Raw genomic sequence first — 21,952 nt, forward strand, 5'->3', positions numbered from 1 at the left:
GGGCGCGAACAGCGCGGAGGGATGGACGAAGTGCCCTTCCTGGAAGTGTTCGACGAGCGCCGCGCGCGTGTCCTTGACCCGCTGGCGCGGCAGGACCGGCGTATCCTTGCACGAGCCCTCGAGCGCAGGGCGCGACAGGCAAGATAGAAAATCCTCCGTGCCCATGTTCGGCAGGAAGGCGTCGGCACCGACCATGTCGCCAGCGATCCGCGCGACGATTCCGCTATTGGTCGCATTCTCGCGGCACGAGAAAACGTCGATGAGCATGGAGCGCGCCGCGACGCGCAGCGTGTCCATGTCGAAGGCAAGTTTGCCGTCGGCGTCGAAGAGAACCGCTGCATTCTTTGCCAGCCGGCTGTGGCCGTAGTAAACGCCGGTCGTCACCGAGACATTCTGGCCGGCGAATGCGAGGACCAACAGGGCCATCAACGTGTCATCCTCGATCGGCGCGCGGCCGAGCGCTTCGCGAAGCGCGTCGGTGCGATACTCGCCGATCATTTCGACACCCTTGCGGGTCACGTCCGGACGTGGCCTCGCGATCTCGCCGACATCGTCAGCCACAGTCCCTGGAGAGCTCGCGCTCTTGCCGCCCTTTGCAGTCTTGGCCTCGGGCATCCGATAATGCACGCTCTGCACGCGACCCTCGCGATCGAGATACATTGCGGTGCAATCGGACTTGGTCGGCTTGCCGTAGACGCGCTCGGCTTTGGGCGGCAACTTAACTTCACCCCAGGTCGTGGTTTCGGCGATGACGCCCTTCTTCGGCAGATTCGCCGTCATCCACTCCTGCTGAGCGCCAAGAAAGCCTTCGACGTTCGTGGTGTAGCGGCTGTCCTCGTCAGCCGGCGCAAACAGGTCCTCAACCCACTGGATGCCATAGGCCTGCGCGAGATCGTCGCCGAAGCTGGCATGGCGCGCGTACATGCGCGTCTTCTGCAGCCCCTGTGCGACGCTCCACCAGGAGACCTGCGGATCGCCTTTCGACGGCTTGTGCTTCTTCCACACCTCCTTCTGCTCATCGAGCGAGGCCGCCGCGATCGTGCGAAGCTGCTGCTCGTTCGGCATGTCGCCCTTGGCCATGTGATCGAGCATCGCCGGCAAGACGTTGGCGAGCAGACGCAGCTTACGGATCTGGCGAACCGGGAGCGCGAGCGCAACGCCGATTGCTTCCTCGGTCCAGCCGAGCGCGACCAGACGTTCGATCGCACGCCACTGGTCGACCGGGTTCAACGCGTCGCGTGCGATGTTCTCGATCATCGAGCGCATGGCGCCGTTGTCGTTGGCGACCTCGTCGACGAGCACGTCGATTTCCTCGAGACCGGCGGCGATCGCCTGCTTTACACGGCGATGGCCGGCATTGATGACGTAGCCGTTGCCGCCGCCGGCTTCCGGCATGATGACGGGTGGCTGGACGATTCCGACCGCCTTGATCGTCGCAAGCAGCAGTGCGTCGGCCTGCGGTGACGACTTCGTCTGACGCGTGCGATCTGGATTCTCATTCAGCGCGCGCGGATCGATCTTGATGAGATACATGGGAACGCTCCTTTTGGGTTACGGACCGGCCTTGCCGATCCTTCCTCGTCTTCTTGGCGAAGACACCCTCCGGCCCGCGGAGCGGACGGGCCGACGCAACTGCGGGCGAGCATCCCTGACCGGCTGGACCAGCAGGGCCGAAGCCCTGCGCAGGACGAAGGGCCGGGATTGCGAGAGGCCGCGGTTGAGCGCCAGCGTCGACGGACCGCCCGATCTGCGAGCGGGCTTCTCCCTCCTTGTTTATTTTGTTCTTCCCACTCCAGATGATCCGAGCGAAACGGCGGCGCTTCCTGCCGACTGAACCAAAGACAGTGGCCTGCGTTAGATCACTCGAGGAGTATCGACGTGAAATACAGCCGCTTCGCATGGATGATACTGGTGTCGACCGTTGTTATGTTCGGTCTGATGTACCTCAACACTTATGCATTCGATCACATCGAATACAGTCAGACGCGAACGTGGATGGCAGTTCTGATGGGAGCGGTGATGGCTCTTATCATGATCGGATTCATGTGGCCGATGTACCCAAACCCCCGCGTCAATCTCGGGATTGCAGCTGGCAGCATCATCATTGCCGGGTTGGCGCTCTGGCTAGTTCGAAGCCAGCAGACCGTTGGCGACGTGGCCTACATGAAAGCGATGATACCGCACCATTCGATTGCGATCATGACGAGTGAGCGCGCTCATATCCGCGACCCGGAGGTGCGCAAGCTTGCTGACGGCATCATCGATGCGCAGGTCCGTGAGATCGAAGAGATGAAACGATTGGTCGCGCAACTGGAAAAGCAACCGCCCCTGGCAGACGCGCCTGAACTACCGTCATATCGTGAGAAGGGCGTACCACCGCCGCCGCCGGAAACCGATGCAAGCACCGGCATCGATACACTGAAACAGCCGCGCGTTGGTTACTGATACGCGGCCGTTTTGCACTCGCGACCTCCAGCCTCGGGTTGGAGGGATAATTATGCTGCAATCCTCCCGACGCCGTCTTGGCCCGCATCGCTCGCCAATGCACTTTCAAGCTCGTTCAGCGCTAATCGCTTATTGTTCAGCTCTTGCGTGAAGGCGAATTCACCGCCGTCGCGAGATGCATAGTTCGCAAGCCGCCGCCGGGCATCTGCGAGACGTTGGCGATAGCGGTCGCGCTCGCCCTCAAAGTCGCCGAGCGCGTGCTCGAGACGAGCGATCGCGCCGAGCGGCGTCACCGTCACCGGCAGCTCGATCTCGTATTCGGCGCCAGTGCGTAGCAGCACCGTCGTATAGCGGTAACCGTCGCGTCCGAAACGCTCGCCGCTATACTCGACATCGAAGCCGCCGATTGAGGCGATGACGATGTCACCCGCATGCTGGAGCTGAACCAGCGTCAGGATTTCCTTCATGAGCGCGCGGCCAGCGAGCTTGCGTTCGGTGTAGGATTCGCTCGTCACCGTCATCGTGAAGCCGTCGCCGGAGGTCGAGGTCCGTCGCTCGATGTCCTGGCCGATCTCACCAATGCGTCGGCTCGAAAATTCGATATCGCGCTCGGCGTCGCGGACCTGCCGCCGGACAGCGTGCTGATCGTCGATATGCGCGGCGCGTAAGCGTTCGAGCCGCGCGATGTCGGCCTCGAGACCTGCTTTCTGCATGAGACGCGGGTCACCCGAGGCAATCGCCTTGGCCATCGCGAATTGGTTGGCCTGGCTCTCACCCATGTCTTCGAGCCGGCGGATCGACGTGTCGCCCGAGAGCGCTGCGGCGATGAAGCGCGCCTTCCGCTCGTTATTCTGCCACATCTGCGCGTCGAGGCTGCCCTCGGTCGCGTAGGCATAAATATCCACCTCGTCGTGCTGATTGCCCTGGCGCACGATGCGGCCCTCGCGCTGCTCGATCTGCGACGGCAGCCACGGCACGTCGAGGTGATGCAGCGCTTTGAGACGCAGCTGCGCATTCACGCCGGTTCCCATTGTGTCCGAACTTCCGATCAGGAAGCGCACCTTGCCGGCGCGCACATCGGCGAAGAGGCGCTGCTTGGCCTCCGACTTCTTGAAATCCTGCATGAAGGCGATTTCGGATGCCGGGACACCCCTGCGGACGAGCTCGTCGCGGATCCAGCGATAGGCGGAGAAGCCGCGCGACTTCTCGACGCTGATCGTGCCGAGATCGGAGAAAATCATCTGCGCGGCACCGGGCAGTTCGAACGGCTTGCCGTCCGCGCGGATGTAGGTGTTCTCCGTGGTTTCGTTCCAGATGCGGAAGGCGTTGCCGACGAGCTGGTTCAGCTTGTTGTCGGCCTCGTTATCGTTGTCCGACTCGACCAGGCGCAGGTCGATCGCAGCATGGCGGCCATCCGTGATGACGGACAACAGAATGTCGTCGCCGGGTTCGGGGGCACGGTCACGCTCCTCGATCGCCTTGATGCGTTCACCGAGCAGCGTCTGGTAGCGCTTGAAGGCCGCGGACGGCTTCGCGGTGAGAATCTGCCGCTTACCAGTCGAGATCATCGGCACCTTCACGTATTGGCGCAGATCTTCTGGCATGACGACGTCCGCGAAGGAGCGGAACATCGCGATGAGCTCTGGGACATTGACGAAGGTCGCGAACCGCGTGACCGGCTTGTATTTGCCGGACGGCTGCAATTCGAGCTCGGTCGTAACGTCGCCGAAGGTCGATGCCCAGGCATCGAATTCGTGCAGGCCGCGCTGTGCGAGCGCCTGGTAGCCGAGATAGCGCTGCACCGAGAACATTTCGCCGAGGGTATTGGTGATCGGCGTGCCGGAGGCGAGCACGAGCGCGCGGCCCGGGTTCCTTGTCTCCACGAAGCGCGACTTCACATAGAGATCCCAAGCGCGCTGCGAACCGTTCGGGTCGACACCCTTCAATGTCGACATGTTGGTCGCGAAGGAAAGCTTCCTGAACTCCTGCGCTTCGTCGACGATAATCTGGTCGATGCCGATTTCGGAGATGGTCAGGAGATCGTCCTTCCGAGTCGACAATGCCTCCAGCCGCTCTTTCAGGCCTTCCTTGAGCCTTTCGAGCCGCTTGCGCGAGACGCGATCGTCGCTCTCGACCTTGGTCAGCAGCGTCTCGTAGAGCTCGAGCTCGTCCTGGATCATTTCGCTCTCGAATGCGGACGGCACGCTGATGAAACGGAAGGCGGAGTGCGTGATGACGATCGCGTCCCAGGTCGCGGTCGCCGCGCGCGAGAGGAAGCGGTGCCGCTTGTCTTTGGTGAAATTGGTCTCGTCGGCGACGAGGATCCGCGCGTTCGGATAGAGCGCGAGGAATTCGCGCGCCGCCTGCGCGAGGCAATGGCCGGGAACGACGAGCATCGCCTTGGCGATCAGTCCAAGCCGGCGCTGCTCCATGATGGCGGCGGCCATCGTCATCGTCTTGCCGGCGCCGACAGCATGCGCGAGATAGGTCGAGCCGGCCGAGATAACCCGCCAGATGCCGCGCTTCTGGTGCCCATAAAGAACAAAGGCGCCAGAGGCGCCCGGAAGCTTCAGGTGCGAGCCGTCGAAGGCCCGTGGCGCGATGTTGTTGAAGCGGTCGTTGTAGACGCGCGCCAGACGGTCGGTGCGATCGGGATCGGACCAGATCCAGCGCTGGAACGCGTCCTTGATCTTTTGCAGCTTGGTCTTCGCCGCCTCGGTGTCGACGACGTTGAGAACGCGTCGCTCGCTCATCTCCTCCTTCACCGTGTCGAAGATCTGGGGCACGCGACTGTTCAACGCATCGGCGAGCAGCTCGCCGGCGTGCCGGCGGTCGGTACCCCATTCGGAGGTCCCTGCCGCCATCCAGCCAAGCTGGCGCGCCTCGACGGTCCACGAGGCGAGCTCGGGCATGTGATGGATCTTGATGTCGGCGCCCATCGTCTCCTTGACGAAGGCCACGATGTCGGACGCCGGAATCCATGGCGCGCCGAGCCGCGCCGTGATGTCCGAAGGGTTGAGATCAGCGGGTTGGACGGCAAGCAGCGCGGCGACATTGCGCTCGTACTCAGCGTCAAGCGCGGCCGCCGCCTCGGCCGTTTTGTGCTTGTCGCGCACAGGACCCGACAGATAAGCATCCGCTGTCTGCCAGGAACCGTCAACCGGATCGCGGAAGATGGCGCTGCCGAGCTCTGCAACGACGTCCTCGCATTCGCGATGCAGCAGTTCGGCGATATGCTCGAGATCGACGCGGCCACGCTCGTTCAACACCACGGCGAGCGCGTCCGCCGCGCTGGTGATCACCGGCGGTGCCGGCGGCGCGATCACGCGCTCGGTGAAGATCGGCCCGGGTTTGGCGGTGTTGGTCTCGAGGTCGTAGTCCTCGATCGAGGCGACCAGCCAGCAATCCGGATCGTCGAGGAACGGCTGCAGGTTCGGTCGGCGATGTGTTTCACGGACCTCGCCGGTTTCATCGTCCTCGGTCATCGAGACGGTCGTGAAATTGATCGGGCCGAAGTCGCGCACGAAACTCGACCAGGCGATACGCAGGCGGACCTGCGCGTCCTTCCACGGCCGATCGGTTTCCTGGCACTTGAGAACCTCGCGCACCGCGTCGCGGACCGGGATGAGCTTGGCGATAATCCGGATATGCTTCTCAGGGATGCCGTCAGCGCTGCGGCCCTTACGGACCTTCACCGCGACGGGCCTGCCATCGAGGACCTGCATGACGCCGTGGGCCTTGTCGGCGATGTAGCTGCCTTCGCGCACATGACGTTCGGACGGCAGGCCGATCTCGGCGAGCTCGTCGCCTAGATCGAGATCAGGATCTACCACGTCAGGTTGGCCGTCGTAGATCGCCTCGGGGAGACGATCGATCGCAGCGGCAAGAAGAGCCTCCAGAGCCTCGCCCGCACGGGGCAGGCAGGTATAGGTTTCGCCGAACGGGCCGGACGTCAGCGCGTGCGTCCCGAGAACGAAGGCGGGATGTTGCGCGAACCAGCGGTTGACGCGGATCGCGCCCTCATCGTCGATTGCGGGCCGCACCTCCTCCGTGTCGAGCCAGGATTGATCGCCGACGCTTTCGCCGGGCTTCCGCTTCCGAAATAAGAGGAAGTCGACAATGACGTTGGTGCCGGCGCCGGCGTGGAAGCTGCCTTCGGGGGGACGAATGGCTGCGATGAGATCAGCCGATCCGGCGATGTGCTCACGCGCGGAAGAATCCGCCTTGTCCATCGTCCCATGCGACGTGACGAAGGCAGCGAGGGCCCCTGGTTTCAAAAGGTCGATCGACCGCGCGATAAAGTAGTCGTGCAGCCGAAAGCCCTTCGAACGATACGCCCGATCCGATCGCACGGTTCGGTCGGAGAAAGGCGGATTGCCGATCGCGAGGTCGAAGGTGGCGGGCAGCTCGGTGCGTGCGAAATCGCCAGTGAGGATCCGCGCCCGCGGCTGCAGCAGGCGGGCGATGCGTGCGGTGACCGGATCGAGTTCGACCCCGGTCATATGCGAGGCATGGCGCAGCGCGTCCGGCATCAACGCCGGGAATAGCCCGGTGCCAATGCCGGGCTCGAGCACACGGCCGCCGCGCCAGCCGAGACGCAATAACGCGGTCCAGATCGCCCGGACGATCGGCTCGGGCGTGAAATGAGCGTACTGCGTGCACCGGGCGAGCGACGCATAGTCGAGCTCATCGACGGCATCCTCGAGCGCGGTGCCGATCTCCTGCCAGCCTTGGCGGAAATCGAGCTCGCCGGGTCGGCGAAAGACGCCGTTGGCAAGATCGGAAGCACCGAATCCGGTGAACCGGATGAGCCGCTCCTGCTCTTCGCGCGTCGCCGGGCGATGATCGGTCTCGATCTCGGCGGCAAGCCGGATGGCGGCGATATTGTCGAGCGCCCGATCCTTCCAGGACCTCGCGAGTTGGCGATCGTCGACGAGGTGGAAGTTGGAGCCGCGCGCCGAATGATGCGGATCGGGCAATCGCGCCGCGGTCCCAACTGGGAGCGCGGGAGGGGGCGTCGTGGGATCGGGCTCGTCGTCATCGGGGGCAAACGTACCGCCGAAAGCGGTCACGCCGAGGCCGAGGCCCGACGAGAGCGCGGTGTTGCCGAAAAGGTCGAGGGTAAAGGGATCGTCATGCGCCATCGTGGTGTCTCCTTGTGATGAAGGCGCGCGCCATCGCTTCCGCCGGTGGCGCCGGCGGGGAGCGATGGTCGCGAAGGGTTACGGAAAGCGAGGGCCGTGTGGCCCAGGGTGTCAGCGGCGGATTGGCGTGATCGACATACTGTCGTCGGTCATCGCGATCGTGAGGTGCGTGCAGTCAGGCAAGGCCGCGATCAGCCGCACGAGCATTTCGGCGTCGAGGAAGTCGATGCCGTCATCGCCGCCGAAATATTGGCGCTTGTAATGCCAGTGGTCGGGATTGGTCCTCGGATCGCATTCCTCGGCATAGACGACTAACGAACGCTGTTGGTGATCGGCAAGCTTGCCGTTCGACATCATGTAGACGCCTTCGTCGCCGACGAGCCAGGCGCCGGGCTTCTCGTCCCTTCCGGGAGCAAGCCCGTAGTGTGGGTTGCGAAAGCCGCCATTCAGAAAGGCGTCGATGCGCCCGCGCATGATCACGGCGCGCACCGCCGTCACCGAAAACGTGAACATGGCGGCACCTATGCGGCGATCGCGTCGGGCAGATGGCGCAAATGCACCGGCAACTTCATGGCGATCTGCGCCTCGGTCAGCTGGTCGAGCACCTGGAAGTCCTTGCGTTGGTCCGAGCCGTACACGATGACGGTGCGCTTACCGCGATCGGCGCGGACAAAGCGCCAGTCGGCGTAGCCGCGATAGGGGTCGTGCGTGCTGGACCAGATGTGCTCGAGCCTCTCCTCACGCGTCGTGGCGCGAACAGGCCGGCATTCGCGTTCCACGATCGCGGCGCGCATCCGTTCCGGCGATCGCCGGTCGGCGAGATCGCAATAGCCGTGGAAGTAGCGCACCCGCTCATCGATCTTTAGTTCGAAGAAGACGCTCGTGATGCTGCCGGCGAGAAATTCGCGCATCGCGAACATGTCGCCGCGCATCCAGAGCGGCGGGAGTACCTCGAACATGTAGTCGTGCTCGGCCTGGCCAATCTCGAACCATTCGCCGCAATAGAGTTGCGTCGCGTCGGTGTCGGCACGGTTCGGCCGTTGAGCGTGGCGATCGAACATGCGGAACATCTGCCGGCGGTCGGCGGCACCTTGATAGACCTTGCGGATTGAGGACGGGGTCATGATGGGCTCCTTTCAGCCTCGTCGGGCCGGAGCGCGGCTCAACCTTCCGGTTCGCCATCCTCTTCAACCCTTCTGACCCCTCCTTTGCGGCCGCCTCTCCGGTCCGGTGGGTCAAGGGCCGCGGCACGCGGGCGAAGCCTCCCTTGACGCGCCGGCCGGGCATGCGGCACGTCTTTCATCCTCTCCTCGTTTCCTTCCTCCGTTTCTTCCTCCGTTCCTTTCAAGCCGGCGGGCTGCTTGGCAGCGTGCATGCGTGCAATAGAACCGCAGCAAGGGGCAGCAATGCCGCGACAAGGCCTGAAACCGCCGCGCGAGCCCGGACCGCCTTTTCGAAAGGGCAAGCTTCTCAACCCATCGGGAGCCGGGTTTCAGAAGCGGTGCGCCCGCGCAGTGACTTGCGGATGGAGCGTCTTCGTGACGCAAATTCGACGCAGAAAGCCTGCGAAACAGGTCATCGCTAGCGGTTGTCGTTGTAACAAACGGGCGTTCGTCAACGAATAGCGCCTGAGTGACGCGGCCAAGCCACTTCTCGGCAGATGGCAACCCAGGAACCCGCAGCTCAATACTTAGAATCTCGCCAACGTATTAGAGGAAAATGCATTGCAGAAGACAGCTAGTGTGACAGCAGGGCAGATTACTGTCAGGACGTTGGGAGGCCTCGAGCGCGCTTTTTTCTCGCACAGCCTCCGCGCGCCGATCGACTTTTCGGTGGTCGCTGAAATTTCCGGCGCGACCGACGAACAAACAGTGGTCAAGGCCTTTGCCGCCTTACGCGACCGGCATCCCTATCTCCGCGTCGAAGTCGTCGAGCACCCGTCGGACGGATTATCGTTCGCATGGAGCGACAATGAGCCATTGGTCGTTGTGCGGCATGTGGCCCAGGCAACCTCGTGGCTTGAGGTCGTCCGCGATGATCTCCAGCGATGGGAAGACATCTCGGGCTCTCCCTTGATGAAGGCAAGCGTGCTTCTTGCGCCCGATTCCTTCGCCATTTGCCTGACATTCAACCACACGATCACTGATGGACGTGGCGCTTTGGCGATTTTGCACGACTTCATCCGTCTCATTGGTGGTGAACGCCTTCAGGCGCTGTCCGGGCTGCCGGGTTTGAACGACTTCGCAGCGGGGTACGCGGCGGCTGAGCTGCCGCCACCTCCACCGGAAAGCGAAGTGAAGCCGGAAATCAGGATCAGGCAGGTCACCGATGACCCGTTGCAGCTTTCAATTCTCGAATTCGACCGCGAACTGACACGTCATCTCGTCGCAAAATGCCGCGAAGAATCGACAACGGTTCATGGAGCGATCTGTGCGGCAGCCGCGATTGCGACGAAGCCAGGAAGGACCGGGCCGATCGGCATATCCAGCCCTGTGGACCTTCGAGCAACAGCCGGAAAGGACGCCGACTGCCCAGGACTTTTCATGGGGCTGTCGCCGGCATTTCTACAGGTGACAGACGAAGACACTTTATGGACGGTCGCACGGCGCTCGACCGATGGCATTGCGGCCATCCGATCGCCGGAAACAGTTGCTGGCCTTACCCGTTTTCTCGAAACTATCGTCCCCAAGGTCGCCGACCCGGGCTTCGCCTTTGCCGTTCTGCCCCCGCAGGTTCTGGACTTGATGATTTCGAACCTCGGCAGGCTGTCGATCGAAACGCAAATCAATTCGCTCAAAGTCAGAGCCATATGGGGACCGATACTCAACACCCAAATATCGCAGAGCAACATGATCGGAATCAACACGTTGAATGGCGTTCTGAGGATGGTCCACGTTTCGTCCGGCGGCAACCCATCTCTCCTGACTGACGTTCTCGTTGCCATCGAGAAAGCCGTAAGCGCCGATGAAGGTGTAGCGCTACGGACTTAGAACGGCGCCGCTTTCGGTCGCCCGGCCGCGCGCCTGCATGTAATAGCCCCACAGCAAGAGCGCGGCGATGCCGCGATAAGGTTTCCAGGTCTCGGCGCGAGTGTAGAGCACCTTCTCGCTCGGGCGCGCGTCCCACCCAACAAGGAGCCGATAACCCTCCTGCAGCGCAATGTCGCCCGCGGGGAAGAAGTCGAGGCGTCCCTCGGAAAACATCAGGTAGGTTTCGGCGGTCCATCGGCCGACACCTTTGATGGCGACGAGCGCCGCGATCGCCTCCTCGTCCGACATCGAATCGAGTCGCTCGAAGAGCTCGGCGGCCTCGGCGATCGCGCGCACGTAGCGGATTTTCTGACCCGACAGTCCGTAGCCCCGCAGCTGAACGTCGTCTGCGGCAAGGATCGTTTCGGGCGTCAGCATGCCGAGACCGTCGATCATTTTCCGCCGGATCGAATCGGCGGCCGCGACCGAAACCTGCTGGCCGATGATCTGGCGCACGAGGCCCTTAAATCCGCGCTCGCGAACGACCCAGGTGCTGGGCCGAACCTCGGCGTGAGCTTTCGCCATCAAGGGATCGAGGCGGGCGAGGGCGAGGCGGCCTGCTTCAAGTTCAGCGTCGGTTGGGATCATGGTGTTGTAGACCTTCAGGTGTTGATTTCATTGAACTCCATCCTCGTCGAAAGGGATGTGTCGGATCGCGATAGTCTGGTCGCGCGTCAGCCCGCGAAACCGCCGCTATCGAGGAAGGCTTGCTCCTCCGGGGTCGTGTCGCGGCCCAACACGGGATTTCGGTGCGGGAACCGCCCGAAGCGCGCGATGATATCGTGGTGCATGCGCGCGTATAAGATGGCTCCCGCACCCAATGAGGCCTCGCAGAACCGAAGCGCGCGGACCTGATCCCGTAGATCCTCGGAATGGATGAGCGGGAGATAGAAGAATACGCGCAGGTCTTGTTTCACCCCTGCGTCGTGCCCGCGGTCGATCGCCATTCGCGCAAAGTGCCGCGCAAGCGGATCGGTGGCGAACATGTGCGCGGTGCGATAGCTGTTGCGCGGGAATTGGTCGAGCAGGACCATGAGCGCCAGTGCACCGTCGACGGTGTCGACCCAATGGTCGAGTTGGCGAGCAGCCGCCGTGAAATGCAACGCTTCGAAGCGGACATGAAAATCGGCGTCAAAGTACGGCTCTTTCGTCAACCACCTGTCGAGGCCGGAGCGACGCCAGAAGGCGTTGACGGCTTCGATGCGCAGATCGACGTCGGGAGCGTGCCGTACGCTTTTGAGGGAATCCGGGATCATCTCGGTCATAACGGTTCGGCGCCTTTACGCCTTCAGGACGGGCTGTTTGCGGCGGTCCGGATCAGTCGCCAGGTCGCCAGGCTTGAAAGGACGGCGACGAACGCCGCGGCAAAAAGAGCCGCGCCGAACCCGGCGCCGACGCTCGCATGCAAGGAGCCCGCAAGAACGTTCTGGATCGGCGCCGGCAGCGCGGCCAATGCGCCCTCGACGTCACCGCCGACGATGCGAAGACTGAGATCGTGCCAGTCGATCGCGCGGTCAGGCACCAGAGGTGTGCCGAGCCTGCGCAGGCGGGATTCGGTGACGGCGGCGAGCACCGCGCCGAGACCTGCGACGCCGGCGATGATGCCGATGAAGCGCGTCGTGCTGGCGAGGCCCGAGGCCATCCCGGCGCGCTCGGGCGGGACCGAGCTGACCTGCGCCTTGGCGGTCTCGCTGTTGAGAAGGCCGGCGCCCGAACCGGTGGCGAACATGCCGATGGCGGCCGTCCAATAGGCAAAGCCGGCGAGAACCGCGCCCGCGGCCATGGCGTTGCCGATGGCGACAAGGCTGAGGCCGAAGCAGAGAATGGCGCGGCTCGACAGGCGCGCCGCAAGTTTGCCGCCAATGCTCGGCCCGATCAGCAGCGGAAATGCGAACGGCGTCATCGCGATGCCAGCCGTCGCCGGCGACAGAGCGAACGCATCCTGCAGATAGAGCGGCAGGATCGTCATCATCACCTGCGCGGAGGCGGCATAGCCGAGCATGGCGATCGCGGCGCCGACGACGGTCGGATCGCTGAAGATCGAGAGGTCGATCATCGGACGCGGTTGGCGGCGTTCGGCGAAGACGAACGCGACGAGCAGGACCGCGCCGACAACGAGGCGCAGGATCGTGCGAGGGCTTTCCCAGCCGACCGCATTGGCGTCGATGAGCGCCCAGACGACACTGAACAGCCCGGCGCCGAAGAGCGCGATGCCCCGATAGTCGAGACCGGCGGCCTTTGGATCGCGCGATTCATTCACCGATGAGAGGGCGAGCACGATCAGCCCCGCGCCGAGCGGCAGGTTGATGTAGAACGCCCATCGCCACCCGAAGTAAGACGTGACGAGACCGCCGACGATCGGCCCGAGCGAGGGTGCAATCCCCATCACGGTGCCCCAGATGGCGTAAACGCGGGCACGCTCGTGCGCCTCGAAACCATGCGCGATCACCGCGAGCGACGAGGTCAGCTGCAGGGCGGCGCCCACCGCCTGCAAGGCGCGCGCGGCGTTGAGCGTCAGAAGATCGGGCGCCGCACCGCACAGGACCGATGCCAAAGTGAAGATCGCGAGACCGAGCAGCAGCATGCGCCGTCGCCCGAGCCGATCGGCGAGCGCGCCGGCGGGCATCAGGAGTGCCGCAAAGGGGAGGATGTAGGCGCTGACGACCCACTCGACGTCGGTGAAACTCCCCTTGAGATCACGCGCGATCGACGGCAGCGAGACGGCGACGATGTTGGTGTCGAGCATGATGAGGAATGGCGCGCCAGCGCAGCACAACAGCATGCGCAGCTTGCGTCCCGAAAGCGCCACGTCCGCCCGTGTCGGTTCAATGTTGTCGCGTCGCGCGGGCGTCACCGCGTCGACGCCATTGCCTGCTCCTGAAGACACGTTGCGTCCAATCTCATCTATCTATCGATAGGTTCATGTGAAGTAAGCACGTCGGCTGGTTCAGTCAAGGAAAAGCCGACGTCAATATTCGGATTGAACTTGCACGCTCACGCGAAGGCAACGAGCTCGGGACGGGAAAGTCTGGTCATCAGAACCTTCAGATCTTCGTTCCAGTCGTCGCCGCGTGGCCGCGACCGGACATAGCTGGCTCCGCTCTCGGCGGCGATCGCCTGGATGCGCTCGGCATAGATGTCGCCTTGACGGTTGTTGTCGGTGGCAGCGACGAGACTGACGTTGCCTGCCATAGCGACGTGGCGAAGCGCCTCGTCGGTCGCGGGCGACCAGCCGCCGCCGGTGCTGACATAGAGCGTGTCGCGGCGCAGCACCTCGATTGCGGCAAGGCTCATGGCGTCAATCGCGGCCTCGGTGACGCAGATCCGATCGGCATCTCGAGCGCCAAAGCGGAAGAGCACCTTGGCCCCTTCCGTCGCGAAGCCGCGCCAGGCCGGCCCGCGCTCCTCCCATCCGGTGGGTTCGCCCGGCGCCGAACGATGGACCGCCCACATACTGCCGTGCGGTCCTTCCCGCAGGCAATCCTGGGCGATCGCGGTTTGGACGACATCGTGGGGCAGCGCGCGCTCTGACGTCAGGTAGCGCCATGTCGCCGAACCCGGCCGCGGTTTGAACCGCCGCTGCCACCGCTCGGCGATCGCGACGGCCGGCGACGGGCGGGCCGGTCGCGTCCAGACCGGCTCGCTCGAAACGACGCCGACCAGCGAGGCGAGGTGCTCGCACGCGGCGACGAAGCCGTCGGCGCCGAGATGCTCGGCGAGATCGAAGATGTCGCCTTTCTTCGTCGACAAGGGATCGAACCAGCCGCGTCCTTCATGGATCACAATGATGATTTCGCCGTCGCCGCGCCTGAACTTCAAGGCGCGGCGGGTGCTCTCCTTCAAATCGACCTTCCAGCCCGCGGCTTCGAGGACGATCGCGCAGGTCACCTTCTCGCGCAGATTCTCGATTTCATGCTTCTCCATCCGTTCACTCGAGCCGCGCCTTCAGGGCGCGCTCGTCCTTTCCTCGGTTGATCATCCTTATCCCGCACCTTGCGGAACACAACCGGCACGCCGCGTAGCCTGCCTGATGCAAGGGCGCGCTGACAAGAAATCGAGGATCGACGGTGGTCGGCGCGGCGAAGCCTCCCTTGCGTCCGGCAAGGCGCCAGCGGCACCCACCTTTTGCGCCGCGCGCGCGTCAGGGATGGCTGCCCGGAAGGGGGAAGACCGTGCCGCGGACTTCAGCTCAGCTGCCAGCCCGGCCCCGTCAGGGGCGACGCCTGGCCTTTGCCCACAAAAACATCGGAAAGAGGGTCTGGCATCGTTCGAGCTTTATAAAGCATCTAGAACACAAACGATCGAGCGGTTATGAGTCGTGCGGGGCAGTACGCGCTGCCCTGGGGCTTGGAAAACCCCTGTTAGCGGTTGGCGCCGGCCGATACGGCGCCGCACTCCTTGACCTTATGGTCGGGGAGCCTGTGGCGTATGCAACAGGTTCTCCGAACTAAAGGCCACAGGGCCGTCTAACAGCGGTTTTCCAACTCCCCGATCACCAAGAGTCAGAGAGGGTTCGTTTGCGGGGGCGTACCGCAGGCTTGTACCCGGTGAGGGGGATCGATTGGTCAGGGCCAGGGAGCGAAATCCAAAATCGCTTGAACGGGAGACGGTCGCGGCTCACCGCGCCTATGTCGACGCTCTGGCCGCCTGGGACCATATCTTTCACCTCGCGTCCTGTCCGATTTGCCGCCCTGAAGGGCTGAGCGACGAGGAGCACGGCATCCGTTGCGCGTCGGCCGAGATGGAGAAAGAGCGCCGCCGGGTCGTTTTCCGCGACCTTTGTGACCAGCTTGGATACGTGCCGTCGGGACACGGCGTGAAACTGTCACCTACGCAAAAGTGCTGTCCCCGTCGAAGCGCTGAATCCTGCTAACCGCACCATTGACGGTTACCCCGGCGATCGTAACGTTGAGACGCCCCGCCGGTCGACCGGCAGGGCGAGCATGGTCAAGCCGCGGGAAGCGCGTCGGATTGGGACGCGTCATAGAACGGATAGTCGGTATAGCCGTGTTCGTCGAAAGCGTAGAACGTGCTACGATCGTAGGGATTGAGCGGCCATCCGTTCTCGATCCGCTTCGGCAGGTCGGGATTGGCGACGAAATGCCGGCCGAAGGCGACCAGGTCGGCGACGCCGTTCGACACGGCAGCCTTGGCCGTCTCCGGATTGAAGCCGCCCGCTGCAATGACGGGGCCCCGGAAAAGCTTGCCGAGCTCCTGTGCCGCGATCGGCGGCTGGCTTTCCGCGATCGTATCGGCGCCTTTGACCCGCGGCTCGATGAGGTGAACGTAGGCGATGCCGAGAGCATCCAGCTGCTGGATGACATAGCCGAACAGAGCGTGCGGGTCGCTATCGCCCATGCCGTTGAAGCTGTTGCTGGGCGAGAGCCGCACGCCGACACGATCGGCGCGCCAGACCTCGACAAGTACGCCGACGACCTCCAGGAGGAGACGCGCCCTGTTTTCGATCGAGCCGCCATAACGGTCGGTACGCTTGTTCACGTTGTCCTGGAGGAACTGGTCGATTAGGTGGCCATTGGCGGCCATCAGCTCGACGCCGTCGAAACCGGCACGCTTGGCGTTCTGGGCGGCTTGGCGATACTGTTCGACGATCGTCGATATCTCGTCGGTGTCGAGCGCGCGGTGCGGAGATACCGGCTTGAACCCGTCGGGAGCATCAATCACGTTGTTCGCATCGGCCCAATAGGCGGGATCGACCGACGCAGTCACCGGCTGCGATCCTGTGATCTCAATGTGGGATGTTCGACCGGCGTGCCAGAGCTGCGTGAAGAAGGTGCCGCCCCTGTCGTGGACGGCGTCGGTGATGCGCTTCCATCCAGCGATCTGTTCTTCCGAATAAAGGCCGGGCGCGTGGTAGTAGCCGCGCGCAGAGGATGCGATCGCTGTTGCCTCGGTGATGATCAGTCCGCCTTCCGATGCGCGCTGGGTGTAATATTCAAGCTGCAGATCGCTGGGGATACCGGTCCCCGGCTGAGCGCGCAAACGGCTCAGCGGCGGCAGGACGATCCGGTGTTGCAATATATAGGGACCGATATGAACGGGCGTGAAGAGCGTTCTGGCGGTGGACTCGGCGGACTGTTGCAGGCTCATGTCGTCTCCTTAATCTATCTATCGATAGGTCGTTAGGCGGCCGACAATATTCGCTGGCATTCCTCCTCGTCAAGGACTATCTATCGATAGAGAGACGCGAACCGATAATTTTTCGAATGGACGCGTCCGCGGACGATCGAGCGCCGGACAGACTCGAGAGGGCAGACGACGATGAAAATGTCTGAAAAACCCCAGTTGACCGCCGAGGCGGCGACCGAACTGCACAACCGCGTCGCAAAGCGCGTCGTTGCGGAAATCATCGAGGAGACGCGCGCGGCGGGCGGTTCCTATTCGGACTTGCTCGTCATCACCGAGAGCGTGCTCGTCGGTGTCGTCGTGGAATGTTTCAGGCTCGGCCATGACAGCAAGGTGATCGACCTCGTTTTCACCGCGGCGAAGGCACGCCTCGCCAAGATCCGGCTCAAGGACGTGCGGGCGGAGGGAACCGGTTGACCGTCTCGTCTCTGCGTCTCGCCCAGTCTAGTTTTCAGGACCTCAGCCCAGGGCACTGCTTGGGATGGCGGCATCGAGCTCGTCGCGAGATGGTCCTCCCGGGAGCTTGCGATGGCCCCTAAGAGCATGCCAACAGCGCCGGATGAGGGCCGTAATGGGCATCGGTCGGTCCGAGGACGATCATCACGGTCGAATGAGACGGGCAGGTTTGAACCTTATCATCGTGAGAGTGTCGATGACGGGTGGTCGGTCGCGGATGTCGACGAGACGGAGCGGGTCGATACCACCCTGACTGCCGAAAAAGCGAAGTCGATCATCTCCCGGAACGCGAGCCCGGATATCGGTTTTGATCGCTCGGTTAATCCCTATCGAGGCTGCGAGCATGGATGCATCTACTGCTTCGCCCGGCCGTCGCACGCTTATCTCGGTTTGTCGCCGGGGCTCGATTTCGAGACGAAGCTATTTTTCAAGCCGCAGGCGGCGACATTACTGAGGAGCGAGCTCTCCAAGGCGGGTTATGTCCCAGATCGCGTGCAACTCGGGGCGAACACGGACTGCTACCAGCCGGTTGAGAAGCGTCTACGCATCACGCGCAGCGTCATCGAAGTGCTCGCCGAGTTCCAGCATCCTCTCGGCATCACCACAAAAAATCACCTCGTAACGCGCGACATCGACTTGCTCGCTCCGATGGCCGAGCGGAATTTGAGCGTCGTCGTGATTTCGATCACGACGCTCGACCGTCAGCTCGCCCGGGCGATGGAAGCGAGGGCATCGACGCCGTCGCGACGACTCGATGCCATTCGCGCGCTCAGCGACGCCGGCATACCGGTCATCGTCAGCGTGGCGCCGATCATTCCAGGCCTCACCGATCATGAGATCGAGGCGATCCTCGAGGCTTCGGCCGACGCTGGTGCGCGGTACGCACACTATTCGATGCTGCGACTGCCACATGAACTGAAGGATCTCTTCAAGGAATGGCTCGCGGCGGAACGTCCCGACCGCGCTGAGCGCGTCATGTCGCTGGTTCGCCAGATGCGCGGTGGCAAGGAAAACGACGCGCGCTTCGGCTACCGCATTGCGGGCGAGGGGCCCGTCGCGCAGATCCTTGTTGACCGTTTTCGGCTGGCGCGCCGGCGCTTCGCGCTCGATCGGAAAATCTCGCCGCTTCGAACCGATCTCTTCCGAATCCCGCCGAGGCTTGGCGACCAGCTCACGCTGCTATGAGCGACGCTAAGTCGTCGCAGGCCGAAATTCTCGAACCGAATGTCCACTAACGCCACAGGAGAATATGAATGCCGGAAATCATCGTCCGCCCGCTCGCATCAACTGACCATGCCGAATGGCAAAGGCTGTGGACTGCTTATCTGACCTTCTATGAGGCCAGCCTGCCCGACGAAGTGTTCGAGACGACGTGGCGTCGCCTTTTCACCGAAGGCGAGTTCGAACCAAAGGGTTTCCTCGCCACGATCGAGAACAAGCCCGTCGGCCTCGTCCACTACCTCTATCACCGTAGCTGCTGGTCGCTGAAGAACAACTGCTACCTTCAAGATCTCTTCGCCGATCCCGATGTCCGCGGCAAAGGCGTGGGCGCGGCGCTGATCCAGGCCGTCCAGACGGAAGCGCTCAAGATCGGCGTGACCAACGTTTATTGGATGACGCGCGAGACGAACGCAACGGCTCGCCGCCTCTATGATCGTGTCGCTCGGCGCACCGGCTTCATCGAGTACGATCTCCAATAACCGACGCCAGCAGCACGCGTATGATCCCGTGCGTTCTCGGAGCCGAATGACCAAATTGCATTCGGCGCCGAGGCGAAACATTGAAGGGTCAGCTCTTATCGCAGCACGCCAAGGCGAGCTGGTCGGCGGCTCGTACTGATAAATTCGTCACGAACGCTTCGTCGCATACGCTAACGTAGGTTTGACCTCGCCGTACGCCTGTCTCGGGCGGGTAGTTGCGATCGTTTTGCCGCCGGTCTCCAGACATTTGGCATTGCGCGCCTATGGCGGTCATCTAGATCGGTTACGGCATTTCGCGAAGCCCATATTCAGAGCCAAATGACGACTACCATCGGGCTTCGCGGGAGGCGACCCGCGAGCGCGACGTGGTCGAGCAGACTGGCTGAGAGAACGACATCCTCGATCAAGAATTGGCCGGCCGCCTACACGACCGGTTCCGTATTCTCTTCGAACCAGAGGAAGGTCCTCACTTCGCAGATCGCGAGCAGCAGGATGAGCGAATATTCCTCGTTGTCGTAATTCAGATTCATCCCGTGCAGCACCGGGTTGCGGTTGAAGCCGTCGTCCTTTTGCCCCTCGTACAGTTTCGATATGAACGAGTTGAAAGCTTCCACGGCGTCTTCCATCGCAAACAGGAGGCGGTTGCCCCAAATGTTCCTTTTGATGGTCGGCTTGATGTTGTCCTTGGAAGTCAAAGCTCCGATCTGGCGCAGGATGCCTTCAAGCTGCGCAAAAAGCACTGGCACGGACAATGTATATTTTCCCGTGAAGTGCGCTTCGACCGCATCCAGCAAAAACTTTTCGCGATCCGCGAAGCTGCTAAACTTCGCACAAGCGTCCTTGACATATCCCTCGAGCACGTGCCGGTGCGAGCGCTTGATAAGGGCGTCCAGCAGTTCCTGTTTGGTAAGCGTGCCAGCCACCAGCTTGTTGTAGGCTGTTTCCATATCGCCGACGGTCAGTGTCGATCCAAACAAGTAAAAATCGTTGTCCCGACAGAAGCGATGTAGCGGGCCATCGAAGGGCGCCATGATGTTTGCGAAGTCATCTTTGTAGTTGAGTTGCGCCGGAGTGCCGGGCGGATGTACTGCGGGATTTATGGTAACGATCCGGTCGCGGTCCGAGTTGTAATGACAGTATTTGTACTTCCTCCCGGAGTTGCACCAGCAGGGCGCGTTGCGGCCAGGCTTAACCTCGCTCTTGGCTCTCGATGCCGCTCCGCTTCCCACGACCAACCTTGCCTCCTATCGCGCTAGACAACTATCGACGTTCTTATCGGCGCGGAAGTCCTCTAGCGATATAGCGCGACATCGGGCTCTCGAACAACGTCACCGTCGCTCTCAATAGATTCTTTCGAAGCCTCGTTGGCCCTGCTCGCCCGCAGCGGGAAATCAAGCTGCACCTGGCGGACCTTCTGAACTTTAGAAACGGATCAAAGCCGCGTCGCCGACCAGGACGAGCGACGTCGGCTTATCATCGCAAACTGACGACTACGAATACACGTTAGTTTCGCGCCGCGATCGAGAGGGCTTCCGCCAGACGGCTGACGTCTTGATGCTCGGTGCGCCACGATGACAGACTGATCCGAAGCGCAGGCCGCCCCTGCCAGACGGTCATTCCAAACCAGCCGGCGCCGGTGTCGATGACACTTTGGCGGATTTGCGCGGTCTGCTCATCAGTGCCGTATCGCACCACCAGCTGATTGAGAACGACGCGATTGAGAACGTCGAATCCGCGTTCACGGAGCCGATCGGCGAGCCATGCGGCTTCGTTGCAATGACGGTCGACGAGCTGCGCGACACCCGCGCGGCCGAGCGTCCGGAGCGCAGCCCATATAGGAATGCCGCGAGCGCGCCGCGAGAACTCGAGCGTCAGGTTCTTTTGCGCGTCGGCGGACGCTGTTGCGTAAACGGCGTCGGAATTCATGGCCTGGGCCAGTGCCTCCGCGTCGCGGCAGATGGCGACCGCTCCGTCGTACGGCGTGTTCAGCCATTTGTGTCCGTCTGTGGTCCAGCTATCGGCACCCTCGATCCCCTCGGTAAGTGCTCGCCTCGACGAGGTACGCGCCCACAAACCGAATGCACCGTCGACATGGACCCAGGCCTTCGCCTTTGTCGCCGCGTCGATCAGGACAGCGAAAGGATCGAACTCACCCGTGTTCACCTCTCCGGCTTGTAGGCAAAGGATCGTCTTCTCATCGAGCGGCGGTAAGCGATCTGGATCGATCCGCCCATATGCGTCCACGGGCGCCGTGACCAGGTGCACGGATCCGAAGCCGAGTAACCGCAGAGCCTTCCGCACGGTGATATGGACGGTCTCGGACACGACAACCCGGATCTCAGGGGCGCCGAACAGCCCGTCCCTATCGATATTCCACCCTTGACGCGACAGCAGCGATCGCCGAGCTGCTGAAAGGCAACTCAGCGCACAGGCGGTCGCGCTCGTACCAAATCCGACAGCAGATTCCCGTGGCAGGTCGAGTGCGTCGAGAAGCCACCGACCGGCGATTTTCTCGATCGTCGCCGCGATCGGTGACGTGTCGTACGTGGCGGCGCACTGGTCCCAGGCCAGCATCAATCGCTCGGCGGCGGCCGCTGCTGGCAAAGACGCGCCGATCACGAAGCCAAAATAGCGCGGCCCGTTAGAGGCCGTCGTCGCGGGCGAGCCATGGATGTCGAGCATTTGAAGCGTTTCGACCGCGCCGCGCCCTTCATAGGGAAGTGGTTCCGAAAAAATGCTAAGGCCGGCACGTGCGGCCTGATCGGGAAACGGTAAGCGCTGCTCGATCCCTTCCAGGTAACTTTTTGCGCGACGATCCGCCTCCGCCATCAATTCCAGTTCTGACATGTAGCTCCCTCTTTCCGGTCCGCCGATGATTGGGTGACCGCTTTCCCGTGTCGCGCCGCCGCATCCGCGACGCGGACCGCACACTCGACGAATCAACTATCTATCTTTCGATAGATAGTTAAAGCAGGCGTTAAGGCTTGGCGTCACGGTATGTCAACGTATATCGGACAGCACCCAACCTTTCCCG

The 21,952-nt window shown here is 62.6% G+C and carries 17 protein-coding genes; 5 read left to right on the forward strand and 12 right to left on the reverse strand.

Annotated features, from left to right (window positions below):
• Positions 1 to 1,533: ParB/RepB/Spo0J family partition protein (locus GA0061103_RS33190; RefSeq protein WP_092719990.1), on the reverse strand; the 1,533-nt coding region annotated here is incomplete at its 3' end.
• A 345-nt stretch (positions 1,534 to 1,878) separates the two neighbouring features.
• Between GA0061103_RS33190 and GA0061103_RS33200 the strand changes: the two genes are divergently transcribed.
• Complete coding sequence (locus GA0061103_RS33200) at positions 1,879 to 2,445, forward strand: DUF305 domain-containing protein (RefSeq protein ID WP_208603605.1); 567 nt, start codon at positions 1,879 to 1,881, stop codon at positions 2,443 to 2,445.
• Between the two features lie 50 nt (positions 2,446 to 2,495).
• Here GA0061103_RS33200 and GA0061103_RS33205 read toward each other — a convergent pair whose 3' ends face one another.
• From GA0061103_RS33205 to GA0061103_RS33215, 3 genes are all read right to left on the reverse strand, one after another.
• Entirely contained in the window at positions 2,496 to 7,589 is a 5,094-nt protein-coding gene (locus GA0061103_RS33205; protein ID WP_092719994.1) for an Eco57I restriction-modification methylase domain-containing protein, read from the reverse strand.
• A gap of 111 nt (positions 7,590 to 7,700) precedes the next feature.
• The gene (locus tag GA0061103_RS33210) at positions 7,701 to 8,102 is read right to left on the reverse strand and encodes a DUF3085 domain-containing protein (RefSeq protein ID WP_092719996.1); all 402 of its coding nucleotides are present in this window, start codon (positions 8,100 to 8,102) and stop codon (positions 7,701 to 7,703) included.
• 8 nt (positions 8,103 to 8,110) lie between these two features.
• The gene (locus GA0061103_RS33215; protein WP_092719999.1) at positions 8,111 to 8,713 is read right to left on the reverse strand and encodes a DUF1419 domain-containing protein; all 603 of its coding nucleotides are present in this window, start codon (positions 8,711 to 8,713) and stop codon (positions 8,111 to 8,113) included.
• A 600-nt stretch (positions 8,714 to 9,313) separates the two neighbouring features.
• Here GA0061103_RS33215 and GA0061103_RS33220 point away from each other — a divergent pair.
• Positions 9,314 to 10,579 carry a phthiocerol/phthiodiolone dimycocerosyl transferase family protein gene (locus GA0061103_RS33220; protein ID WP_141694507.1) on the forward strand — a complete coding sequence of 422 codons (1,266 nt, stop codon included), beginning with the start codon at positions 9,314 to 9,316 and terminating at the stop codon, positions 10,577 to 10,579.
• Here the strand turns inward: GA0061103_RS33220 and GA0061103_RS33225 are convergent.
• The 6 genes from GA0061103_RS33225 to GA0061103_RS33250 all read right to left on the reverse strand — a co-directional run bounded on the left by GA0061103_RS33225 (position 10,568) and on the right by GA0061103_RS33250 (position 16,726).
• Complete coding sequence (locus tag GA0061103_RS33225; RefSeq protein WP_092720004.1) at positions 10,568 to 11,206, reverse strand: DNA-3-methyladenine glycosylase family protein; 639 nt, start codon at positions 11,204 to 11,206, stop codon at positions 10,568 to 10,570. The two genes, GA0061103_RS33220 and GA0061103_RS33225, sit on opposite strands and share 12 nt — an antisense overlap.
• An 86-nt stretch (positions 11,207 to 11,292) precedes the next feature.
• Positions 11,293 to 11,883 (reverse strand): DUF924 family protein, encoded by a 591-nt coding sequence (locus tag GA0061103_RS33230; protein ID WP_425349578.1) that lies wholly within the window; start codon positions 11,881 to 11,883, stop codon positions 11,293 to 11,295.
• A gap of 23 nt (positions 11,884 to 11,906) precedes the next feature.
• Positions 11,907 to 13,505, reverse strand: coding sequence for an MFS transporter (locus tag GA0061103_RS33235; RefSeq protein ID WP_208603606.1), 1,599 nt, complete (start codon positions 13,503 to 13,505; stop codon positions 11,907 to 11,909).
• 107 nt (positions 13,506 to 13,612) lie between these two features.
• On the reverse strand, positions 13,613 to 14,542 hold the full coding sequence (locus GA0061103_RS33240; RefSeq protein ID WP_092720006.1) for a DUF3991 and toprim domain-containing protein: 930 nt from the start codon (positions 14,540 to 14,542) through the stop codon (positions 13,613 to 13,615).
• A 437-nt stretch (positions 14,543 to 14,979) separates the two neighbouring features.
• On the reverse strand, positions 14,980 to 15,078 hold the full coding sequence (locus tag GA0061103_RS35715) for a (2Fe-2S)-binding protein (protein WP_141694512.1): 99 nt from the start codon (positions 15,076 to 15,078) through the stop codon (positions 14,980 to 14,982).
• Between the two features lie 487 nt (positions 15,079 to 15,565).
• Positions 15,566 to 16,726, reverse strand: coding sequence for an alkene reductase (locus GA0061103_RS33250; protein WP_092720009.1), 1,161 nt, complete (start codon positions 16,724 to 16,726; stop codon positions 15,566 to 15,568).
• A 177-nt stretch (positions 16,727 to 16,903) separates the two neighbouring features.
• Here GA0061103_RS33250 and GA0061103_RS33255 point away from each other — a divergent pair, with 177 nt between their 5' ends.
• The 3 genes from GA0061103_RS33255 (at position 16,904) to GA0061103_RS33265 (ending at position 18,918) form a co-directional block, all read left to right on the forward strand.
• Positions 16,904 to 17,179, forward strand: a complete 276-nt coding sequence (locus GA0061103_RS33255) for a hypothetical protein (RefSeq protein ID WP_141694508.1) — start codon at positions 16,904 to 16,906, stop codon at positions 17,177 to 17,179.
• Positions 17,180 to 17,290: 111 nt separating this feature from the next.
• Positions 17,291 to 18,403, forward strand: coding sequence for a PA0069 family radical SAM protein (locus GA0061103_RS33260; RefSeq protein WP_208603607.1), 1,113 nt, complete (start codon positions 17,291 to 17,293; stop codon positions 18,401 to 18,403).
• Positions 18,404 to 18,471: 68 nt separating this feature from the next.
• Positions 18,472 to 18,918, forward strand: coding sequence for a GNAT family N-acetyltransferase (locus GA0061103_RS33265; RefSeq protein WP_092720015.1), 447 nt, complete (start codon positions 18,472 to 18,474; stop codon positions 18,916 to 18,918).
• Positions 18,919 to 19,340: 422 nt separating this feature from the next.
• On the opposite strand, the gene GA0061103_RS33270 is transcribed toward GA0061103_RS33265, so the two are convergent.
• Together GA0061103_RS33270 and GA0061103_RS33275 are read right to left on the reverse strand one after the other, a co-directional pair.
• Positions 19,341 to 20,147, reverse strand: coding sequence for a YecA family protein (locus GA0061103_RS33270; RefSeq protein WP_245304957.1), 807 nt, complete (start codon positions 20,145 to 20,147; stop codon positions 19,341 to 19,343).
• A 274-nt stretch (positions 20,148 to 20,421) separates the two neighbouring features.
• Positions 20,422 to 21,765, reverse strand: a complete 1,344-nt coding sequence (locus GA0061103_RS33275; RefSeq protein WP_092720020.1) for a pyridoxal phosphate-dependent decarboxylase family protein — start codon at positions 21,763 to 21,765, stop codon at positions 20,422 to 20,424.
• Positions 21,766 to 21,952: the final 187 nt, after the last annotated feature.

Origin of the sequence: Martinezella multihospitum (assembly GCF_900094585.1) — a bacterium.
In the GTDB taxonomy this organism is placed as follows: Bacteria; Pseudomonadota; Alphaproteobacteria; order Rhizobiales; family Rhizobiaceae; genus Rhizobium; species Rhizobium multihospitium.